Origin of the sequence: Hoylesella buccalis ATCC 35310 (assembly GCF_025151385.1) — a bacterium.
In the GTDB taxonomy this organism is placed as follows: Bacteria; Bacteroidota; Bacteroidia; order Bacteroidales; family Bacteroidaceae; genus Prevotella; species Prevotella buccalis.
On the sequence record NZ_CP102287.1, the window covers coordinates 2862111 to 2882719 of the forward strand.

The following is a 20609-nucleotide window of genomic DNA, read 5'->3' on the forward strand; positions in this document are numbered from 1 at the left end:
CTTTCCTATCCTTGCTTTTGTTCAATTTTTTGCCTGAAAAAAGCCCTTAAAACGGCACGTACAAACTTTCAAAATAGAAAAAATCAATAGGCAGGGAGGATGCAAGATAGGGTTTATGGCAGCGGATAAATCGTATTTTTACACAAAAACAAGGCGTTTTTGGACTAAAAGACATCATTTAACCCATCAATCTGCATGCTCTTTCCCCGCAAAAGCATGCAGATTGCCGCACAAAAGCAATGCTTTTGGCCGGGAAAACGTTGAGGAAAAGATAGAATAGGAAGGCCTACGTTTGTAAATGTTTGAGTGTTAGTTCGATACAAATTTCGCTCATTTTTAGCGTATTTGCGAACGAGTGCTCTTCTGTTTGAAAATACGCGAAGCATGAAAGACTTGTTTGTCAAGAAAAATCATCACTATCCGTCATTCTGACCTGCCTGCTGCCCTTCGCCTTGTTTCCTATTTTTATGTTGGGAGTCTTTGGCTTTTGTTGTGGAAAAACTTGTTGATTCGCCGCTAAATCCCTATATTTGCATCAACAAACCATCCAAATGAGACATCATGAAAAAGTTGTTCATCGTTTTTCTGTCGTGCTTATTTGCCAGTTCTGCCTGTGCGTTATCTAATAAGGTGATGCCTCTGGTACAACAGTCGGCACCCTCATCGGGAAACAGGAGCGAGGGAAAAGAAATCTTGGGATATTTTTCGCTTGGCATGGAACAGTACGGCAGCTTCATCCAAGCTGTGGAGCAGTTCAATAAAGATAAGTGCACCAACTACACGAAGAGCGATTTGAGTGAGGGGAGATGCTTCAAAATAGACAATATTCCGTTTGTTTTTTACAATGGATATCCCTTGTTTTCTACCATTTGCTGCAACAATATCATGGAGAATCAGCTGGAGGATGCGGCACAATATAAAGATGAGGTGATCTCTTCTGCACCAGCCGTAAACTTCCTCAACGACTCTCTGGTTTCTTTTTTCATTGTTTCCGTCACCACCCAGACGCTCAATTACGAAGGTGAATATGGCCTCTCCATAGACCGTCTGAAGGCCGATGAACCTTATCGGGCGTTGAGGCAAACCGTTGATTCTATTGTGGTGAGCCTGACAAAGAAGTACGGTAAGCCAAGTAAAGCCTTTTCGCAGCGGCTCTACAAGCCATGCTTCACTCCGTTGTTCGGTGAGAGTGGCGTGGTGGAACCTTTGTACGAATGGACCAGTGGGGCGTTGACGATATGTACGGGCATAAGGGTTGAGGGCCCGGATGGAACCTCGCGTGCCTTCGTGTCCTTTGTGGATAATCGCAAGATGCGCCTGTCGTATCTCAAGAAGGCTTTTGCCAAATGCGAAGACGCATCCGACAAATCTGTTCAGTGGTAAAGAAAAAAGGAGTAGAAATGGAAAATCCAACTAAGAAACAATATCCCGATTTAATGAAGGGCAAGACCCTTATGTACGTCCACGGCTTTATGTCGTCGGGCCAATCTGGCACGGTAGCTATGCTCAGGGAGCTGTTGCCCCAGGCGAACGTCGTGGCCGAAGACCTGCCAGTGCATCCCGCCGAGGCGATAGACCTGCTGAAGCAGCTGTGCCAAAGCCATCAGCCCGACCTCATCATAGGTACCTCCATGGGCGGCATGTATACCGAGATGCTCACGGGTTACGACCGCATTCTGGTGAATCCGGCCTTCCAGATGGGCCTGACCATGCACGACCACGGCTTGACGGGCAAGCAGTCTTTCCATAATCCCCGCAAGGATGGCGAGACTGAGGTAATCGTTACTAAGTCGTTGGTCAACGAGTACAAGGATATCACCGGACAGTGTTTCGCCAACGTTACGCCCGAGGAGCAAAGACGGGTGTACGGACTCTTTGGCGACAAGGACCCGTTGGTACATACCTTCGACCTCTTTCGAGAACACTATCCACAGGCCATCCGCTTCCATGGTGCCCATCGAGTCACCGATAAGGTGGCCTTCCACTATCTCATTCCCGTGATTCGCTGGATTGATGACCAGCAAGAGGGACGCGAACGCCCCATCGTTTACATCGACTACGCGACGCTGCACGACAGTTACGGCAAGGCCACGTCGAGTATGCACAAGGCCTATAAGATGCTCATCGAGCGGTACCAGGTATACGTTGTGGCCGCTTCGCCTACTAACAACCATGCTTATATGGGCGAGGTGCAGACGTGGGTGGAGGAGTATCTGTCGGCTCCGGCCTACAATCGGGTAATCTTCACCAATCAATCGCAGCTGCTCTATGGCGACTATCTCATCACCCCCGAGGTGCAAAAAGGCTTTATGGGAACTTGTTTGGCTTATGGAAGTGATGAGTTTAAGACGTGGGAAGAACTCATTGTGTACTTCGACCGCCTGGGTGGGCAGTAACCAATTCTGTTATTGTAGCTTTTGTATTTGGTCGCGTGTCACATAGGTTACGCCATGAACCTTGGACAATTGTTTGGCTGTTTTTCGCAAGCTCTTTCCATCAGGAACCTTGATAGCGAACCCGCATGATAACCGGTATTCGTGCAACACTTTACAATTCATCTTTTTGAAAGCGTTCAATAGTGGTTCTTTGCCGATATGTGTGTCGTAGAACACCATCAAGGTATTCTTGCTGTAGCGTGTTCCAGCCGACTGTTCGGTGACCACCTTGTCAGTCGAATCTCTATTCACGGCACAGCCAGAGCAGGTCAATACTATCATCAGAAACGATAAGCAGTGTTGGAGAATGTACATTTGACGCACCGAATGACTTATCTTTTTTGCCATCATCCGCTGCCTAATAAGTTGTCTTATCCTTACTTTCCATCCACATGTCAAACGCTTTTCGTGCCTCTTCGGGCAGCAAAATCTGCATTTGTTTATGTCGATCGGCTGGTTGGAGGGCTATCTCGTGGTAAATGAAGTCGTCGTCAAACCCTATGCGTGCAGCATCCTTGCGATTGTTGGCGTAATAGATGCGGTCCAGATGAGCCCAATAGATGGCACCTAAACACATGGGACAAGGCTCGCAGGAGGTATAGATGTCGCAACCAGTGAGGTCGAACGTGCCCAGCTTGTGTGCCGCTTGTCTGATGGCATTCACCTCGGCGTGCGCCGTAGGGTCGTGGTCTAAGGTAACGGTATTGGATGCTTCGGCAATGATTTCTCCATCTTTGGCAATCACGGCACCAAAAGGTCCGCCGCCCGTGCGTACACTTTTTTCAGACAGGGCGATGGCCCTGCGCATGATATCTTGTTGATTCATCAATGATTTGTTTTGAATAAAGAATGTTATTGTGATGACAAATATACGCAAAATGCCATGAAAAGGGGAGGGGCAGTACCATATTTTTGATTATCTTTGCAACACGCGTGCAGGCCATGCCCAAACGAAACACTTTTTAACCCACATGCGAGGACGACCCTCGAACCGCAACATGCAGCAATCACAAACTTACATTACAGCCAACGAACTCTACCACCGGGCGGCCCAAATCCTTGAGGCTGGCTCTCAAGAGGGTGCGTTGGTCAACAAAATGTTGCACGAGACGTTGGTGATGGCGTGTGCCGCCGGCTTGAGAAACACCTCCTATAGCTTTGGTGACCTCAACGCTCGCGTGGATCATCTGTGTACCCAGCGTGGCTTATCGATGGCCGATACCCGCGCCATTCACCAGATGCGGCGTCACTCTAACTCGTCATCGCCCATCTTACCAGAAAACCTTACCTACGACGTCCGTGCGCTTTGTGTCTTCATCTCGGCAGTGTTCAGAGAAGCTGTTCCCTCTTTTTTAGTCGGCAAAATACCCGCTCGTGCTCAACAAACGCGACAAACATTGCGGTTGGACGAACGCTATATCCGTTGCATCGTGAAGCAATGGGACGAACATTTCATCTGGGTGATGCCCGATGGGGAAACCGATGAACGCCTTTTGCAAGTAGAATATACCAGTGAGGAGCAGTTTGCCGACCTCTCGTATCTTCATGACATCTTGCGCAAGGGCATGCCGTTGAACCTCTTGGACTGTCAGGTGAAGGATCATTTGGTTACGCCACGTCGCATCATCGTCATCCCCGACTACTTAGTGGACATCAGTTCACTGGCGACATGTTTTACGGAATATGGTCATCATCCGGCCCTCTTTACCATCAACCGCATGAAGGATAAACCCAATACGCGGCATACCATTTTGGGAAACTTTGCCGGTAGCGCGCTCGATGATATCATCCATGCGCGTGGAGAACGTGCGTTTGACATGGCAGAAACGCTGAAAGACAACTACAGGGAGAAGGCTTTGGAATACTGTACATGCACCGATTTAGACCCTGTGGCGTTTAAAGTGGAGGCAATGAAACAGGTGCAGAACCTGCAACAAATCGTTGCTGAACTGTTTAAGACCTACAATCGGGAGCGAGCCTTGCTGGAACCTTCGTTCGTGTGTGAACAGTTGGGCATACAAGGGCGTGTGGACATGATGACCACCGACTTCAGATTGCTGGTCGAACAGAAGTCGGGAAAGAACATGAATCTGGAATATGGCAGCCACAACCGACACGGCAACCAGCATGTTGAGGCGCACTATGTGCAGGCGCTGCTGTACTATGGCGTGCTGAGATACAACTTCCGCCTGTCCGACAAGGCCACCCGCATCTTTCTGTTGTATTCGAAATACGCATTGCCGACAGGCTTGATGGACGTCAGTAGGTTGGACATGCTCATCCATGAATCCCTCAAGCTGCGCAATCTCATCGTGGCTGCCGATTATACAAGTGCCCTCGAGGGATTTGAAAGCATGCTGCCGCAGCTCAATCCGCAAACGCTGAACACGGAGAAGACCAATACTTACTTCTACAATCGTTTCTTACTGCCGCAGATAGAGGCCATCACGGTGCCACTGGCGCAAATGAGTAAGCTGGAGAAAGCATATTTCTGTCGCATGATGACCTTCGTGCTGAAAGAACAACTCATTTCGAAAACCGGTGCTGTTGATGGCAGTGGGCGCAGCAGTGCTGACCTGTGGAACATGCCGTTGAGTGAGAAAAAGGAGATGGGAAATATCTATACGGGCCTCACCATCACGCAGAAGAAACGAACCCGCAGCCGAGGATTTGATGAAATCACGCTCGCTGTTCCCGACCAAGGTGAAGACTTCCTGCCCAATTTCAGGCGGGGCGACATGGTATATCTGTACGGCTATCATCCTGACAGCGAGCCAGACGTACGTCGGAGCATCCTGTTCAAGGGCTTCATCATGTACGTCAAGACCGATGAGATAGCCGTTCATCTGACGGATGCACAGCAGAATGATGACTTATTATATACGGTGGAAGAAGGAAAGCGGCATGCCCATCACACGCCTTTGGTGTACGCTGTGGAGCATAGTGCGTCAGATGCGGGTGGTGCGTCAGCCATACATGCCCTGCATACGTTGATGACCACCTCGAAAGAGCGACGCGACTTGTTATTGGGACAGCGTGAACCACGCGCCAATCACGCCCTCACACTGTCCCGAAGCTACCATCCTGACTATGACGATGTGGTGCTGAAAGCCAAACAGGCACAAGACTATTTCCTGTTGGTAGGGCCTCCCGGCACGGGCAAGACGTCGATGGCTCTGCGCTATATGGTGCTGGAGGAGTTGGAAAACCCTGATGCCAACATTCTTCTCATGGCCTATACCAACCGGGCTGTGGATGAGATTTGTGGCATGTTGTGCGACGAAGGCCTCGATTTTATTCGCCTGGGCAATGAGTATAGCTGTGACCCACGATTCAAGAGTCATCTCTTGGGACAGGCCATTGATGACCATCCCAAGCTGAACGACCTACGACAGCGGTTCACAGGCATGCGCCTCATTGTGAGCACTACGTCGATGATGATGAGCAAACCCTTCATCTTTGCCATCAAACATTTCAGTCTGGCACTCATTGATGAGGCCAGTCAGATATTGGAACCCAACCTTGTCGGCATTCTGTCGAGCCATGTTTCGACGACGGGAGGTTCTGGTTTGGCCCTTGATCATCAACCCAATATCGACAAGTTCATCCTCATTGGTGACTACAAACAATTGCCCGCCGTGGTTCAACAAGACGCGTCAGAATCGCAAGTGACCGATGCAGACTTGCAAAACATCTGTCTGACCGACTGCCGAAACTCACTCTTCGAACGACTTATCCGATGGGAAGAGCGGCAGGGACGTACCGACTTCGTGGACACGCTGCGCAAGCAAGGTCGCATGCATCCTGCCATTGCCGCCTTTCCCAACAAAATGTTCTATGCCAAGGAGCAGCTGCAACCCGTTCCATTGCCACACCAGGTGGGCGAAGATATCGGTTATACGGCCGTGCCGCAGGATGGGACGGATGTCTTATTGGTGAGCCATCGGCTGCTTTACTATCCCTCTCACTTCACGCAGAGCGTGCGACTCTCTGACAAAGTGAATCCCGACGAGGCCCGAAAGGTGGCCGACTTGTTGCGTCGCATCCATCGGTTGGCGAACGAAAAGTTTGACGTACAGAAGACGGTGGGCGTGATTGTGCCTTATCGCAACCAGATTGCAATGGTTAGAAAAGAGATAGAAAAGACGGGAATCTCACAACTCATGCACGTGGATGTCGACACCGTGGAGCGTTATCAGGGCAGTCAGCGCGACGTCATCATTTACTCTTTCACCGTGCAGAACCGCTACCAGTTGGATTTTCTCACGGCTAATAGCTTCCTGGAAGGGCAGGCTTGGATAGACCGAAAGCTGAATGTAGCCCTGACAAGAGCCCGAAAACAGCTAATTGTGTTGGGCAATGAGGCGGTGCTGTCGGCTAATCCGCTATTCAAATTATTAATAGATAACATTCCGGTACGCCTGTGTTAACAAACTAGAATATAGTCATAATTAAATAAAAAAACAAGACAAATGTATGGTAGTTATCCAAAATCAACTTACATTTGCTACCGAGTTCAATAAAAGATTAACAAATCAGGATTTATTTACAAAAACAAGAAGATTTATGAAAAAGATGATTTTAACGGCAGTTGTACTGCTTTCGTCCGTAGCAACATTTGCGCAACGCGCAGTAGGAACAGTTTCTTTGAAGCCTCAGGTAGGTGTTGTGGGTGCTACCATGACCGAGTTTGAAAAGACAAAGATGAAGGTTGGCTTCACAGCTGGTGCCGAACTGGAGTATCAGGTATCTGACATTTTCAGCCTTTCTGGAGGTGTTATGTACGCACAAGAAGGTGTGAAGTTTGATACTGGCGCTGACTTCAAGATTGGAAACATGAAATTTGAGGTAAAGGATGCAAAGACTAATCTGGCCTACATCAACGTACCTATCATGGCGAACGTATACGTTGTGCCGGGATTGGCAGTTAAATTGGGTGTTCAACCAGCATTTGCAGTGGACAAAGACGGTACCAAGGCTAAGAGCTTCGACCTCGCTATCCCAGTTGGTCTCTCCTATGAGTTCGCCAATGTCGTTATCGACGGACGTTACAATTGGGGTGTAACCAAGGTTTTCGATAATATCGATGCTAAGAACAGCGTGTTCCAGGTAACACTGGGTTACAAGTTCGACCTCTAAAATAGGCGGCAGTAACTGCTAAATTATACACTGAGGCAACCAGCAATGGTTGCCTCTTTTCGTCTGTCAGCATGCCAGCACACTTGACGTATGGACATAAAAAAGGGGCTCCGCCGAGTCCCAATCTTTGTTAACCTTAAATCTAATACTATGAAAAACACGATGCAAAGATACAGCCGTCTAAGCATATTAGCAACTGTTTGCGCAAACAATTTGGTTTTAATGCTCGTTTCTTGATGTAAATCAATTTGGGAAGCGAATCACCCGTTATCAGAATACGTCCCAATCATTTAATAAATAATGTGAAAAAACTTGTTTATTGGAAAAGAATGTCTAACTTTGCGAAGAGTAAACAACAAAAGAGGACTTAGGAAAAGGAATTCCGACACTTTGGTAGATGTCGGAATTCTTTCTTTTATCGTCTTCACCAAAAGCAATTATTAACAAAAATACTTATAACGTTATGGCTTACATGTCACAAGAAGGCTACGACAATCTTGTAGCCGAGCTTACCCGGCTCGAATCTATTGAGCGCCCGAAGGCATCAGCTGCCATCGCAGAAGCGCGTGATAAGGGTGATTTGAGTGAAAACTCTGAATATGACGCTGCCAAAGAAGCGCAGGCGCATCTCGAAGATAAAATCAATAAAATGAAACTGACTATCGCCGAGGCGAAGATTGTAGACGTGTCTCGTCTCAGTGCCGATACAGTGCAGATCTTGTCCAAAGTCGAGATGACCAACATGAAGACGAAATCAAAAATGGTGTATACCATCGTCAGTGAGAGCGAGGCTGACCTCAAGGCAGGGAAGATATCCATCAAAACGCCTATCGCACAAGGGCTTCTGAATAAGAAAGAGGGTGATGAGGTGGATATCAAAATACCGGCTGGCACCATCAAACTACGCATTGACAAGATATCAGTTGAATAAAAAACGTTAAGACCATGGACATCTTTTCTAAAATCGCAGCTGGCGAAATTCCCAGCTACAAGTGTGCAGAGAGCGAGAAGTTTTATGCTTTTTTAGACATCAGTCCGTTGCAAAAAGGACACACGTTGGTTATTCCACGTCGCGAGGTGGATTACATTTTCGATATGGAAGATGATGAGTTGGCCGAATATCAGGTGTTCGCTAAAAAGGTAGCTGTGGCCTTGAAGCGCGCCTTCCCGTGCAAAAAGGTGGCGCAAGTGGTACTGGGATTGGAGGTTCCGCATGCGCATATCCACCTCATTCCTATGAACAGCGAGGCCGATGTGAACTTTAGAAAAGAGCATTTGAAACTTTCTGAAGAAGAATTCAAGTCGATTGCAGACCGCATCTACAGCGAGTTTCAAAAACTTTAATTTATTTTTCTAAGGCAATCGAGTTACAAGAGAAAATATGTAAGGCGAGCCATTCGCCAATCACCATTCAATTTAACCAATCATGAAAATTGCTGTTTTTTGCTCAGCAAATGATACTATCGCCCCCGAATATTTCACATTGACCGAACAACTGGGTAAGTGGATGGCCGAGCAGGGCCATTCACTCGTGTTCGGCGGTTGCAACCTGGGCCTCATGGAGTGTGTCGCAAAGGCCGTACATGAGGCTGGTGGGCAAACCATTGGCGTGGTGCCGTCTATCATAGAGGAACGTGGAAGAGTGTCCGACTATGTTGATGTGGAGATTCCTTGCGACAACCTGAGCGACCGCAAAGAGCTGATGTTGGCGCAAAGTGATGTTTCCATCGCTCTTCCGGGTGGTGTTGGCACCTTGGATGAGATATTTTCGGTGGTAGCCGCACACAGCATTGGCTACCATCAACAGCAAGTAATTCTTTACAACATCAATGGCTTTTGGGATTCGCTGGTGGCACTTTTGGACGACCTAACGGCCAAAGGTGTAATCAGGGGCGATTATCATCGGCAAATCAAGGTGGCCCATTCGTTGGAAGAACTCAAGCAATTCGTAGAGTCATGAATAGCATTCAGCCACTACCCAATTGTGAATAGTGGCTGAAACCCGATGGGGTAGAGCCGTACCCCGAATGCACAATCGTGAACAGGCGATGTTGATAGTATCGCTGAAGAAGCGTAGTGTGTGCAACATCCGCACCCCCTACGCCACAACGTTGATGATGAATTTTCTTGACAATCATCGTTCTTATCCTTGGCTTGAAATCCATCAACCTTACTTCTGCTTGCAAATACGCTAAAAATGAGCGAGTGTTGTAATTCTTTGTGATTGAAGATGTTACGTTAATTTTATAGCTTTTCACTCTCTGTTTCTTCATTTTTCGCATCAAAAGCATAGCTCTAAGGGTGTAATCTCCATGCTTTTGCACCATAATACCATGTAGATTGTCCGCCAAGATGATGTTTTTAATGCGTCAATCTCATTGCTTTTCAGTTAAAAGTCGATAATTCTTCTCAAAACAACTCTTGTTTGCATCCTGCCGACCTATTGATTTTTTCTATTTTGAAAGTTTTCAAGTGCCGTTTTTGAAGCATTATTTGATAAAAATAATGCACATTTTATGGGTGCGAAACCATTTGGAGAAAGTTCTGTGGAGTGATGGTTTTTACATTGAATCCCATGAAGGGAACGAATCGCAGGAGGGCTCGATGAACACAGGCATTCATGGTCTTGTTTACATCCTCTGTATCATCTGTTGTTCCTCAACGTGCCCCTTCAAACGAATGAACAGCGTCAGGATTGGATAAAAATATGGAAAAAAGTTTGGCGTTTTCACAAAAACAAACTACCTTTGCACGCACATTCTGGATAAAGAATGGGCGTTTAGCTCAGCTGGTTTAGAGCATCTGCCTTACAAGCAGAGGGTCGGCGGTTCGAATCCGTCAACGCCCACACCGAGAGTCTTGTTGTTCTGAGTAATAACGAGGCTCTTTTTTATAAACCCACCTGTAGAACGTTATGGTATGTCAGACGTTTGTCATTTCTTCCAACTTCATCCCGCTGTCTTGACAATAAAACGTAAAAATGTACGTTATGCAGACGTGCAATGCAAGAAAATCACGTTACTCTGTCTGCTGTTGTGGATGGTTGGGACGGCAAGGGCGCAATACGATGTGGCGTTCAGCCATTATTTTGACATGCAACCTTCGTTCAACCCTGCTGCAGTAGGCAAACAGAACAAACTAAACATCAATGCGGCTTACGCCATGAGCTTCGTTGGATTTAAGAACAATCCACGAACGATGTATGCTGCTGCTGATATGCCTTTTTATTTTCTCAAGGCATATCATGGGGGTGGTGTGCAGCTGATGAACGATCAGATTGGTCTTTTTACCCATCAACGTTTGGCTTTGCAGTATGCCCTTCGCTTCAAATTGTTCGGAGGTCGACTTGCGGTTGGCGCACAAGCGGGCTTGTTGAGTGAGGCGTTTGACGGCACCAGGCTCAATTTGGCTGATGCCAACGACCCTGCCTTTATCAATACAAAGGCCGAAGGAAATGCCCTCGATCTCGGTGTGGGCGTGTATTATTCGCACCGGTCATGGTATGTGGGCGTGTCGGCGCAGCATCTAACTTCACCACTCATTGAGTTTAATGAGAAAAATCAATTTCAAATCGATCCTACATATTATTTAACAGGTGGATACAATATACACTTGAGAAATCCGTTTCTTACAATACAGCCTTCTGTGCTGGTTCGTACAGACGGGGTAGCCTACCGTGGCGACCTTACAACCCGCCTGGTGTATCAGCATGAGAAGAAAATGATGTACGGGGGTGTAGCTTATAGTCCCACCAACTCTGTCACGTTCTTGGTAGGCGGTAGCTTTCATGGCATCGTGCTGGGTTATAGTTATGAGTTGTACACCTCGGCCATCCAACCGGGCAACGGCAGTCACGAACTGTTTGTTGGTTACCAGATGGATGTAAATCTGGCTAAGAAAGGAAGAAACAAACACAAAAGTGTAAGACTTCTATAATGACCATCGTGGAAAAATGAAATTCAGGAATATGAAGAGAAACATGATATTCGGCTTGGCCGTGTTAGGCTTGATGATGCTGACAGGTTGCTTCGGCAGCAAGTCTGCTTCTTTGGGTAAAGGCGGCGAAGTAGTGGGTGTTGGCGGAAAGGCCTTCACCGAACCCACGCCATACGGAATGACACGGGTAAGCCGTGGCTATTTGAAGATGGGGCTTGAAAAGCAGGATAGCCTTTGGGGCAAGCAGTTGTCGCAGAAAGATATCTCTGTGGACGGGTTCTGGATGGATGAAACAGAGGTGACAAACTCTGAATACAAACAGTTTGTCTCCTGGGTTCGCGACAGCATCTTGCGTACTCGTTTGGCCGATCCGGCCTATGCGGGTGACGAGACTTATCTCATTACCGAGGACAAAAACGGTGACCCTGTTAAGCCTCATCTGAACTGGAAAAAAGCACTTCCTCGTAAGATGAATGAGGATGAGCAGCGTGCCTTGGAGAGTATGTATGTCACCAACCCGGTGACGGGCGAGAAGTTGCTCGACTATCGTCAGCTGAACTATCGCTACGAGGTGTACGACTACACAACCGCTGCCTTGAGAAAAAACAGAATGTTGCCTCAAGAACGTAATCTGAATACCGACCTGACCGTTGATCCTGACGAAGTGGTGATGATTTCGAAGGACACCGCTTACGTTGATGACAACGGACAGATTGTGAGCGAAACCATCAACCGACCACGCTCGGGTCCATGGGATTTCCTCAATACCTATATCGTTAACGTGTATCCAGACACCACCTGTTGGGTGAATGATTTCCAAAATTCGGACAACGAGACTTATCTTCGTAACTATTTCAGCAATCCGGCGTACAACGATTATCCTGTCGTGGGCGTTACTTGGGAGCAGGCCAATGCCTTCTGCGCGTGGCGAACCGATTATCTGTTAAAAGGATTGGGTGGCGAGGCTCGTTACATACAAAGATATCGCCTGCCAACAGAAGCAGAGTGGGAATATGCCGCTCGTGGTAAAGACGGCACGGAGTTCCCGTGGGAAAATGAGGCAGTAGCCACGGGTGAGGGTTGTTTCTATGCCAATTTCAAGCCCGACCGTGGCAACTATACCAAGGACGGTAACCTCATTACCAGTAAGGTTGGCATCTACGGTGCTAACTCCAACGGTTTGTACGACATGGCGGGTAATGTGGCAGAATGGACAAGTACCATTTATAACGAGGCCGGTGTCGATGCGATGAACGATTTAAATCCGCAGTTGGAATATAAGGCGGCGTTGGAAGATCCGTACAAATTGAAGAAAAAAAGTGTACGCGGTGGATCGTGGAAAGACCCAGAATCGTACATCAGAAGCGCTTGGCGTACGTGGGAATACCAAAACCAACCTCGCTCGTACATCGGGTTCAGATGTGTACGCAGTTTGGCAAACACAACCAGTACTAAACAGAAGAAAGGCAAAAGAAAATGAGTGGATACAGCAAATTCAATATCATTTATCGTCTGCAAAAGTGGATGGACAGTGTTCCGGGGCAGACGTTCTTGAACTATGCTTACAGTTGGGGTGCCTCATTGGTCATCCTGGGAGCTTTGTTCAAACTTACTCACTTGTCCGGTGGCAACCTCATGTTGTTCATAGGCATGGGCACAGAGGTCTTCGTGTTCTTCCTCTCGGCTTTTGACCGTCCGTTTGACAAGACGGCAGACGGTCGTGATATCCCGACGCGTGTGACGGAAGAGTATTTGGAAACAGGTCAGGTAACGTATGACTATGATACGACTCCCGCACAAGCTGTTAATACATCAAGGCCTGTTGCATCAGCCCCGCGTCACGCTGTTGTAGGACACTCGTCTGCTGCAGAGCAGACCGTAGGGGAAGTATCTGCAGAGGTTCCCTTGGGAAGTCAAGTTCAACAGGTTGAGAATGAACAGCAATTGCAGACCTTGGCCGATGCACAAAGCAACTATGTTGATGCGCTGAAACGACTGACGGAGACGTTAGGAAAGGTATCAGAGCAGAGTGTAAGACTGACCCGGGATAGTGAGGAAATGGAAAACCTGAACCGTACGTTGACGGGTATATCCAAAGTTTACGAAATGCAGTTGAAGGGAGCCAGTCAGCAGATAGGCACCATTGACCAAATCAATGACCAGACCCGGAAGATGGCACAACAGATTGAGCAGCTCAACAAGATATATGCTCGCATGATTGAGGCCATGACCGTGAACATGCGCGCAGCCAATCCTGGGTTAGAGCCGTCACAAGAGTAAACAACTCATCAACTCACAGACTCATGAACTTATCAACTCAAGAAGTCACCAACTTATAAACTCAAGAACTCAAGAACTCACCAACTCACCATGGCAATAAAGAAAAGACCGTTATCTCCGCGCCAAAAGATGATTAACCTCATGTATGTCGTCTTGATGGCAATGCTGGCTCTGAACGTTTCCACCGAAGTCTTAGAAGGATTCGCCGTGGTAGAGGAGAGCCTGAACCGTACAACGGACAACTCATCAAGGGAGAATGTGTCTATCTATCGTCAGCTCTCAGAGCAGTTCAAGTCAAATCCAGAGAAGGTGCAAGCGTGGTTTGAGAAGGCTACGACGGTGAAACGTATGAGTGACTCGCTGTATGATTTTGCGCAACAGCTCAAGGAAAACATCGTCAAAGAGGCTGACGGTCCCGACGGAAACGTGTTCGACATCAAACACAAGGATGACCTTGAGGCTGCCTCGCACGTCATGTTGGCTCCCGGAACAGGCAAAGGAAAGCTGCTTTATGAACGCGTGAATCATTATCGGGAGCAAATTTTGAAGATGATAACCGATGAACACCAGCGCAAGACGATAGAGAGCAACCTCACAACGCAACTGTCCAAACGCGCCAAGGCGATGGGGAAGAATTGGCAGGAATATATGTTTGAAGACATGCCTGTGTCGGCTGCCGTCACGATGTTGTCCAAATTGCAAAGTGATGTGCGCTATGCCGAGGGAGAAGTGCTGCATGCACTTGTGGCCAATGTCGACGTCAAGGACATTCGTGTCAATAAGTTGAGCGCCTTTGTCATCCCCGAGTCACGTACCGTTGTCAGTGGTGATCGGTTCTCTGCACAGATTGTCATGGCGGCAGTGGATACCACTCGCCAACCCGAAATATATATAGGTGGAAGGAAAGTAAACTTACGAAACAACACATACCAGTTTACTGCCGGTGGTGTTGGCGAACATTCGTTCAGTGGTTACATCACAATGCGAAATGGAAGCGGCGACGTGATACGGCGTGATTTCACGCAAAAGTATTCTGTGGTGGCGCCCAGCGCAACCGTGTCGGCCGACTTGATGAACGTGTTGTACGCTGGTTACGAGAATCCCATCAGCATCAGCATCCCTGGTGTGCCGTTAACATCCGTTTCAGCATCGATGACAGGTGGAGGATTTAGGTCTGTAGGAGCAGGTAAGTACCTCGCTCGTCCGACAGCTGTTGGTAAAGATGTCACCATCCAGGTGTCGTCCAATTATAATGGTGTGTCACGACAAGTGGGCAAATTTACGTTTCATGTGCGCAAATTGCCTGATCCGATTGCATACATTGCCATGGGAACCGATCGGTTTAAGGGTGGTGGTTTAGCCAAAGCCTCCTTGATGGGAGCCACCGGTATCAATGCTGCCATCGACGATGGTTTGTTGGATATCCAGTTCAAGGTAGTTAGTTTTGAAACCGTTTTCTTTGACAACATGGGTAATGCCGTTCCGATGACTTCCGATGGAGCGCGCTTCTCGGCGCGGCAACGTAATGAATTCCGTAAGCTTTCTCGTAATCGTCGGTTCTATATATCACATGTCACGGCAGTAGGTCCGGATGGGTTAACCCGTCGACTGCCTGCGTCTATGGAAATTATCGTCAAATAAATATGGGTGACATCACCTCGACAAGCTGTATAATCAGAAATAAAATGAAGAAGAAACTATTATTCATATCCCTGTTCTTGTGTGTCGTTCAGTTCGCCATCGCACAGCCACCGGCTCGAAGAGCGCAGCAACAACGCGCACAACAGTCAAACGCCAATACGATTAGCTTGCGTGCACAGCTGTCATATCCCACAGAAGCTAAGATGGCAGAGGATGTGGTATGGCGGCGCGACATCTATCGTGAGCTCGATTTGACGCAAGATGCTAATGCGGGTTTGTACTATCCTGTGGAGCCTATGGGTACGCAGATGAACCTGTTTTGCTACATTTTCAAGTTGATGATGACAGGCAATATTCGTGCGTATGAGTATCGGTTGGATGGTAATGAAACGTTCGAAGATTCTGCCAGGGTGAAACCTTTGGCGTTTTTAGATAACTATCATGTCTACTATGAGCGCACTGACCGAGGCATTCGAATTGATGATAGTGATATTCCTTCGCGTGAGGTGACCGCTTATTACATCAAGGAAAGTGCTTATTATGATCAAGCTACGGCAACATTCCACACCAAAGTCTTGGCCTTATGTCCCATTATGAAACGAGTAGACGACTTCGGTGATGGTGCTACATCCTATCCCTTGTTCTGGGTGAAGTATGAAGATTTGGCTCCATTCTTGTCCAAGCAAACCATCATGACGAGCAACCTCAACAATGCAGCCGTGATGAGTGTGGACGACTATTTTACGAAAAACCTATATAAAGGCAAGATTTACAAGACCAACAACATGTTGGGACGAACGTTATCTCAAGAATATCCCACTGATTCGGCTATGGCGAACGCACAGAAGCGCATTGAGGCAGAAATAAAACTCTTTGAGAAAAACATGTGGGGAGACCAGGCCCGCAAGGACTCTTTGGACAGCATAGCCAAGCTCAATCCTAAAGATGTGAAGTCGAAGCGTGCGAAACGTAACCGAAGAGCAGCCGGCAATAAGACGACAGTCAAGAGTAGTAGAAGCCGTCGTACTTCCTCTTCGTCCAGCAATTCGCCTGCACGTGTAACCGTTAGGCGACAACGTCATTAAATGATTGATTATTTTTTCTTACTTAAATAAATACACAAAGAAATGAAAAAAAGTATTATCTCACTCATCATGGTTATGGCCATGGTAACAGTATTACCAGCCAGTGCACAAGTAAAGTTTGGTATCAAGGGAGGTATGAACCTCAGTCAGATGTCGTTAGACAAAGATGTTTTCAACACATCCAATCGTGCTGGCTACTTCATTGGTCCGACTTTAAAAATGGGTTTGCCTGCTCCTGGCCTTGGTTTGGATCTGTCTGCATTGTACAACAGGCAAGAAGCTAAGGTTGAAGGCATCAACAATAAGTTCAATACCGTTTTGAAACAGCAACAACTGATCGTTCCTGTGAACGTAAAATATAGTATTGGGATGGGCAGCGCAGCCAATATTTTCGTGTTTGCAGGTCCGCAGATTGCTTTCAATATTGGTGATAAGGTGAAGAAACTCTCTGATTTTGAAGATCAAGCAGCTGAGTGGACATTGAAGTCATCTAACTTCAGTGTCAATGCTGGTGTTGGCTTGACCATCGCCACGCATTTCCAAGTTACAGCCAACTACAATGTAGGTGTCGGTAAGACGGGTGACATTACATGGAAAGGTGTGAAGGAAAGCGTAGAGAACCACAAGACCGAGGCCAACTCTTGGCGTGTAGGTGTGGCCTATTTCTTCTAAGAAAATCAAGCATCAGCATGGATTGCTGATGACAATTAAATCAAAAAGGGGAAGCTGCTGCTTGGCAACTTCCCCTTTTGAGTTCGTTCATTGTAGTTTTCTCTCAACGATTCAGCATCTCAAACAATCTTGTCTATCACACTCTTCATGCGTTTCAATCCTTCAAGCATGAGGCTGCGAGGCATGGCAATGTTGATGCGAATGTAATCCTCGCCTGTGGTTTTACCGTACATGGTGCCGCGATTCACAAAGACTTTCCCTTCTTTCAGCAGTTTGTCTGTCAGTTCATTGCCAGTCATGCCGGTTGCCCGAACATTCACCCAGACAAGGTATGTTCCTTCCAAGTCGATGACCTCGAGTTGCGGGAGGTTGTCCTTGAAGAATGTTTTCAGTGCCTGGTAGTTCTCCCAGAGATAGACGTTGAGTTGATCAATCCAATCCTCACCCTCGTTGTAGGCCGCCTGTAGGGCGATTACGCCGAACGGATTCACGTCGCATACCTCATTGATGTTGATGGCGCGGTCAATCTTTTGCCGGTCTTCCGCATTGCTGGTGATGATGTTGGCAATCTGTAATCCGGCAATATTGAACGATTTAGTGGGTGAATTGGTTGTGATGCAATTGTCCTGACACGCTTTGGAAACGGCGGCAAAGGGTGTGAATTCATGACCTGGCATGACGAGTTCGCAATGAATTTCATCGGCAATCACCTTCACGCCATGCCTGAGACAGATGTCGTTCATGCGGCTCAGCTCCTCTGGTGTCCACACTCGTCCGGCTGGATTGTGAGGATTGCAGAGCAAGAACACTTTTGTTTTCTCGTCCGCAGCCTGTCTCTCAAAGTCGTCAAAGTCGATTTCATACGAGTTTCCTTTACGCACCAGCGCATTTTCGGCGGTGGTGCAGCCATTGTTGCGGATAGACGAGAAGAAGCAATTGTACACCGGTGTCTGTACCAGTACCTTGTCTCCAGGCTCCGTTAGTGCCTTGATGATGGCCGAAATGGCTGGCACCACGCCAGATGTATAAATAATCCAGTCGCGCTTGATGTGCCATTGGTGTCGCCTTTCGAACCACGAAACGATGCTCTCATAATAGCTATCAGGCACGATGGTGTACCCAAACACGCCATGGTCGACACGCTTTTTCAGTGCCTCAAGGATGCAGGGCGCAGCCTTGAAGTCCATGTCGGCCACCCACATGGGGATGACACCTTCCTCTTTCGCCTCGTCCCATTTCACCGAGTTGGTGCCGCGGCGGTTCACAATCTCGTCAAAATCGTATTTCATCTTTATTTGTTGTTTGATGGTTAGTTGCGTACAATAATCTCGCAGTTATTGGGTTGCAGCACATGTTCGTCGATGGTCACCGAGCCGATGGCATCGGCTACGATGCGTCCCGATGTGGGATTCTTGATGTTAGTCACCGCTCCGCGGATGTCGGCCACGAGGGTCGTCTCCTCAAACATGCGGTCGCAATCTGCCCCAAACGTACAGTTTTCCAAGACGAGGTCTTGACAATAGCATAAAGGCTGCTCGCCCGTGATGTGACAATTCACCAGTTTGAGATTTTTAGAATGCCATCCAAGGAACTCACCGTTCAGCTCCGAATCGTACACCGTGACGTTCTCGGTTTCCCAGAACGAGTCCTTGGTGGTGATTTTGGCGTTGCGTATCACGGCGTCCTTCACATATTGAAACACGTATTTGCTGTCGCTTTCCAGTCCGTCCACATCCACATGGTTGCAGAACATGAACGGATAGGTGCCATCGTGCAGCTTCACGTTGCGCAGGGTAAGGTGGTCTACCTTCCAGAAAGTTTCGTCGGCATCGTTGATCTGCACGTTAACCAGCTTCAGTCCGTTCATTTCACGAAACAGCTTGGGCGCATCAATGATGGTGTCACTCATCACCATATCGTTGGAATACCATATCGCCGAGCGCGATCCGGTCTCAAAATAACAGTTGGTAATCACCGAGTGGTCCACATGCCACCATGGATATTTGCCGATGAAGCGACAGTGGTCGGCCTCTATATTGTGGCATTTCTTGATTCCCGACTCGCCCTCTGTAATCGTAACATCCTCCAGTCGCGTGTCGTGAATGCCGAAGAGCGGCCGCTCGCCTCCAAACTCTTTACCTTTTATCAATTCCATTTTCATTTATCATGTTTAGTTTCAAGTGCAAAGGTACTAATAATAAGCCGAATAGCCCAAGTACACCTTTCGTTTTCTTCCCGTGCGTGTCCGTCTGGTGAAGGACAAAAAGAAAGAAGGATGCAGCATCTTCTGGGCTGCATCCTTCTGTGATAAGCGTTTGTCTGTCTGTTCAGACAACAGCGTTTAAAGATTTGGGTTGATGCTCGACCATTCTGAGATTGCCGGAACGATGTTCAGTGTTACCAACTCATCGCGCATCTTGCACAGGTGCTCATAGCTAGCATCCAGCTTGGCATTCTCCTCATCTGTGCCCTGTGGAACCTCATAGTGTGCGCCCGTCTTGTCGAGCGTTGTCTTCATGGCCATCATGATATGGTCATATTTGTCAGTGCTTACATAGGTGCCGACGGGGAAACGGAACGGCTCACCGCCCATCACCGAGCGAATCATCTCTACCGACAGGTAGGCTGGGCTCTGGAAAGAAGAGCGTCCGCGAAGCTCAATAATCTTGGCACCACCTTTGGTCACGTCCTTCTTCATCTGCTCCCACTCCTCGTTGGTGAACTCGGGTGTGCCGATAATCTCTGTCAGGGGCTTGCCTGAAATGGTAACATGACTGCCATAAACGGCCATCTGCTCGCCGTGTCCACCATAGGTTGCGGCTCCCTTCACCTCTGTTTGCATCACGTTGAATTTCTTTGCCAGTGCGCTCTGCAGGCGGGTAGAGTCAAGAGCTGCCAAGGTTGTAACCTGTGAAGGTTTCAAACCTGAATAAAGAAGTGTTACCAAACCGGTGAGGTCGGCCGGGTTGAAGATAATCACAACATGCTTCACATCAGGGCAGTACTTCTTGATGTCCTTGCCCAAGCCCTCTGCAATCTCACAGTTACCTTTGAGCAAATCCTCACGTGTCATGCCTGCCTTGCGGGGAGCACCACCTGAAGAGATGATGTACTTGGCATCGGTGAAAGCCTCTTTAACGTCTGTTGTCGCAACGATGTTCACTGAATCGAAGCCGCTCTGGCGCATTTCCTCAGCCACGCCCTCTGGTGAGAATACGTCATAAAGACAGATATTGTTTGTAAGACCCATAGACAATGCTGTCTGAACCATGTTGGAACCAATCATTCCGGCTGCGCCGACGATGGTCAATTTTTCGTTTGTCAAAAATGCCATAATTTAATTTGAATATTTATAAATGTTACTGTATATATCCTAATGCTTGTGACCACAAAGTTAGTAAATATTAGGGACATACTGGCC

The 20609-nt window shown here is 47.8% G+C and carries 19 protein-coding genes and 1 tRNA gene; 14 read left to right on the plus strand and 6 right to left on the minus strand.

The window, feature by feature from the left end; translation table 11 throughout:
* The first annotated feature begins 561 nt into the window (after positions 1 to 561).
* Both NQ518_RS11700 and NQ518_RS11705 read left to right on the plus strand, forming a co-directional pair.
* Positions 562 to 1383: a hypothetical protein gene (locus NQ518_RS11700; RefSeq protein ID WP_227206826.1), complete on the plus strand. Its 822-nt coding sequence runs from the start codon at positions 562 to 564 to the stop codon at positions 1381 to 1383.
* Positions 1384 to 1400: 17 nt separating this feature from the next.
* Positions 1401 to 2396 (plus strand): YqiA/YcfP family alpha/beta fold hydrolase, encoded by a 996-nt coding sequence (locus NQ518_RS11705; protein ID WP_227206823.1) that lies wholly within the window; start codon positions 1401 to 1403, stop codon positions 2394 to 2396.
* Positions 2397 to 2405: 9 nt separating this feature from the next.
* On the opposite strand, the gene NQ518_RS11710 is transcribed toward NQ518_RS11705, so the two are convergent.
* Together NQ518_RS11710 and NQ518_RS11715 are read right to left on the minus strand one after the other, a co-directional pair.
* A complete protein-coding gene (locus tag NQ518_RS11710) occupies positions 2406 to 2717 on the minus strand; it encodes a S8 family serine peptidase (RefSeq protein ID WP_227206821.1) in 312 nt (103 codons plus the stop codon).
* A 76-nt stretch (positions 2718 to 2793) separates the two neighbouring features.
* Positions 2794 to 3261: a nucleoside deaminase gene (locus NQ518_RS11715; RefSeq protein ID WP_004349617.1), complete on the minus strand. Its 468-nt coding sequence runs from the start codon at positions 3259 to 3261 to the stop codon at positions 2794 to 2796.
* A gap of 145 nt (positions 3262 to 3406) precedes the next feature.
* On the opposite strand from NQ518_RS11715, the gene NQ518_RS11720 reads away from it, so the two are divergent.
* The 5 genes from NQ518_RS11720 to NQ518_RS11740 all read left to right on the plus strand — a co-directional run bounded on the left by NQ518_RS11720 (position 3407) and on the right by NQ518_RS11740 (position 9534).
* Entirely contained in the window at positions 3407 to 6865 is a 3459-nt protein-coding gene (locus tag NQ518_RS11720; protein ID WP_227206819.1) for a DEAD/DEAH box helicase, read from the plus strand.
* Positions 6866 to 7001: 136 nt separating this feature from the next.
* Positions 7002 to 7574: a porin family protein gene (locus NQ518_RS11725; protein ID WP_227206817.1), complete on the plus strand. Its 573-nt coding sequence runs from the start codon at positions 7002 to 7004 to the stop codon at positions 7572 to 7574.
* 463 nt (positions 7575 to 8037) lie between these two features.
* Positions 8038 to 8505 carry a transcription elongation factor GreA gene (gene greA, locus NQ518_RS11730; protein WP_227206815.1) on the plus strand — a complete coding sequence of 156 codons (468 nt, stop codon included), beginning with the start codon at positions 8038 to 8040 and terminating at the stop codon, positions 8503 to 8505.
* A 14-nt stretch (positions 8506 to 8519) separates the two neighbouring features.
* Positions 8520 to 8918 (plus strand): HIT family protein, encoded by a 399-nt coding sequence (locus NQ518_RS11735; protein ID WP_227206813.1) that lies wholly within the window; start codon positions 8520 to 8522, stop codon positions 8916 to 8918.
* A gap of 82 nt (positions 8919 to 9000) precedes the next feature.
* Positions 9001 to 9534: an LOG family protein gene (locus tag NQ518_RS11740; protein WP_227206810.1), complete on the plus strand. Its 534-nt coding sequence runs from the start codon at positions 9001 to 9003 to the stop codon at positions 9532 to 9534.
* Between the two features lie 7 nt (positions 9535 to 9541).
* Here the strand turns inward: NQ518_RS11740 and NQ518_RS11745 are convergent, their stop codons facing one another.
* Positions 9542 to 9847, minus strand: a complete 306-nt coding sequence (locus NQ518_RS11745) for a hypothetical protein (RefSeq protein WP_227206808.1) — start codon at positions 9845 to 9847, stop codon at positions 9542 to 9544.
* A 500-nt stretch (positions 9848 to 10347) separates the two neighbouring features.
* On the opposite strand from NQ518_RS11745, the gene NQ518_RS11750 reads away from it, so the two are divergent.
* The 7 genes from NQ518_RS11750 to NQ518_RS11780 all read left to right on the plus strand — a co-directional run bounded on the left by NQ518_RS11750 (position 10348) and on the right by NQ518_RS11780 (position 17188).
* Positions 10348 to 10422, plus strand: a tRNA-Val gene (locus NQ518_RS11750).
* A gap of 71 nt (positions 10423 to 10493) precedes the next feature.
* The gene (locus NQ518_RS11755; RefSeq protein ID WP_227206806.1) at positions 10494 to 11510 is read left to right on the plus strand and encodes a PorP/SprF family type IX secretion system membrane protein; all 1017 of its coding nucleotides are present in this window, start codon (positions 10494 to 10496) and stop codon (positions 11508 to 11510) included.
* A 31-nt stretch (positions 11511 to 11541) separates the two neighbouring features.
* Complete coding sequence (gene porK, locus NQ518_RS11760; protein WP_227206804.1) at positions 11542 to 12990, plus strand: T9SS ring complex lipoprotein PorK/GldK; 1449 nt, start codon at positions 11542 to 11544, stop codon at positions 12988 to 12990.
* Positions 12987 to 13790 carry a type IX secretion system motor protein PorL/GldL gene (gene porL, locus NQ518_RS11765; protein ID WP_227961746.1) on the plus strand — a complete coding sequence of 268 codons (804 nt, stop codon included), beginning with the start codon at positions 12987 to 12989 and terminating at the stop codon, positions 13788 to 13790. Before porK ends, porL begins: the two co-directional genes overlap by 4 nt.
* A gap of 90 nt (positions 13791 to 13880) precedes the next feature.
* Entirely contained in the window at positions 13881 to 15431 is a 1551-nt protein-coding gene (gene porM, locus NQ518_RS11770; RefSeq protein ID WP_227961744.1) for a type IX secretion system motor protein PorM/GldM, read from the plus strand.
* 44 nt (positions 15432 to 15475) lie between these two features.
* Positions 15476 to 16516 carry a type IX secretion system ring subunit PorN/GldN gene (gene porN / locus NQ518_RS11775; RefSeq protein ID WP_227961743.1) on the plus strand — a complete coding sequence of 347 codons (1041 nt, stop codon included), beginning with the start codon at positions 15476 to 15478 and terminating at the stop codon, positions 16514 to 16516.
* A 42-nt stretch (positions 16517 to 16558) separates the two neighbouring features.
* The gene (locus tag NQ518_RS11780) at positions 16559 to 17188 is read left to right on the plus strand and encodes a porin family protein (RefSeq protein WP_227961741.1); all 630 of its coding nucleotides are present in this window, start codon (positions 16559 to 16561) and stop codon (positions 17186 to 17188) included.
* A 119-nt stretch (positions 17189 to 17307) separates the two neighbouring features.
* Here NQ518_RS11780 and NQ518_RS11785 read toward each other — a convergent pair whose 3' ends face one another.
* From NQ518_RS11785 to NQ518_RS11795, 3 genes are all read right to left on the minus strand, one after another.
* On the minus strand, positions 17308 to 18477 hold the full coding sequence (locus tag NQ518_RS11785) for a MalY/PatB family protein (RefSeq protein WP_227961739.1): 1170 nt from the start codon (positions 18475 to 18477) through the stop codon (positions 17308 to 17310).
* Between the two features lie 20 nt (positions 18478 to 18497).
* Positions 18498 to 19343, minus strand: coding sequence for a DUF3737 family protein (locus NQ518_RS11790; RefSeq protein ID WP_227961737.1), 846 nt, complete (start codon positions 19341 to 19343; stop codon positions 18498 to 18500).
* A gap of 186 nt (positions 19344 to 19529) precedes the next feature.
* Positions 19530 to 20522, minus strand: a complete 993-nt coding sequence (locus NQ518_RS11795) for a malate dehydrogenase (RefSeq protein WP_004350074.1) — start codon at positions 20520 to 20522, stop codon at positions 19530 to 19532.
* Between the last annotated feature and the right edge of the window lie 87 nt (positions 20523 to 20609).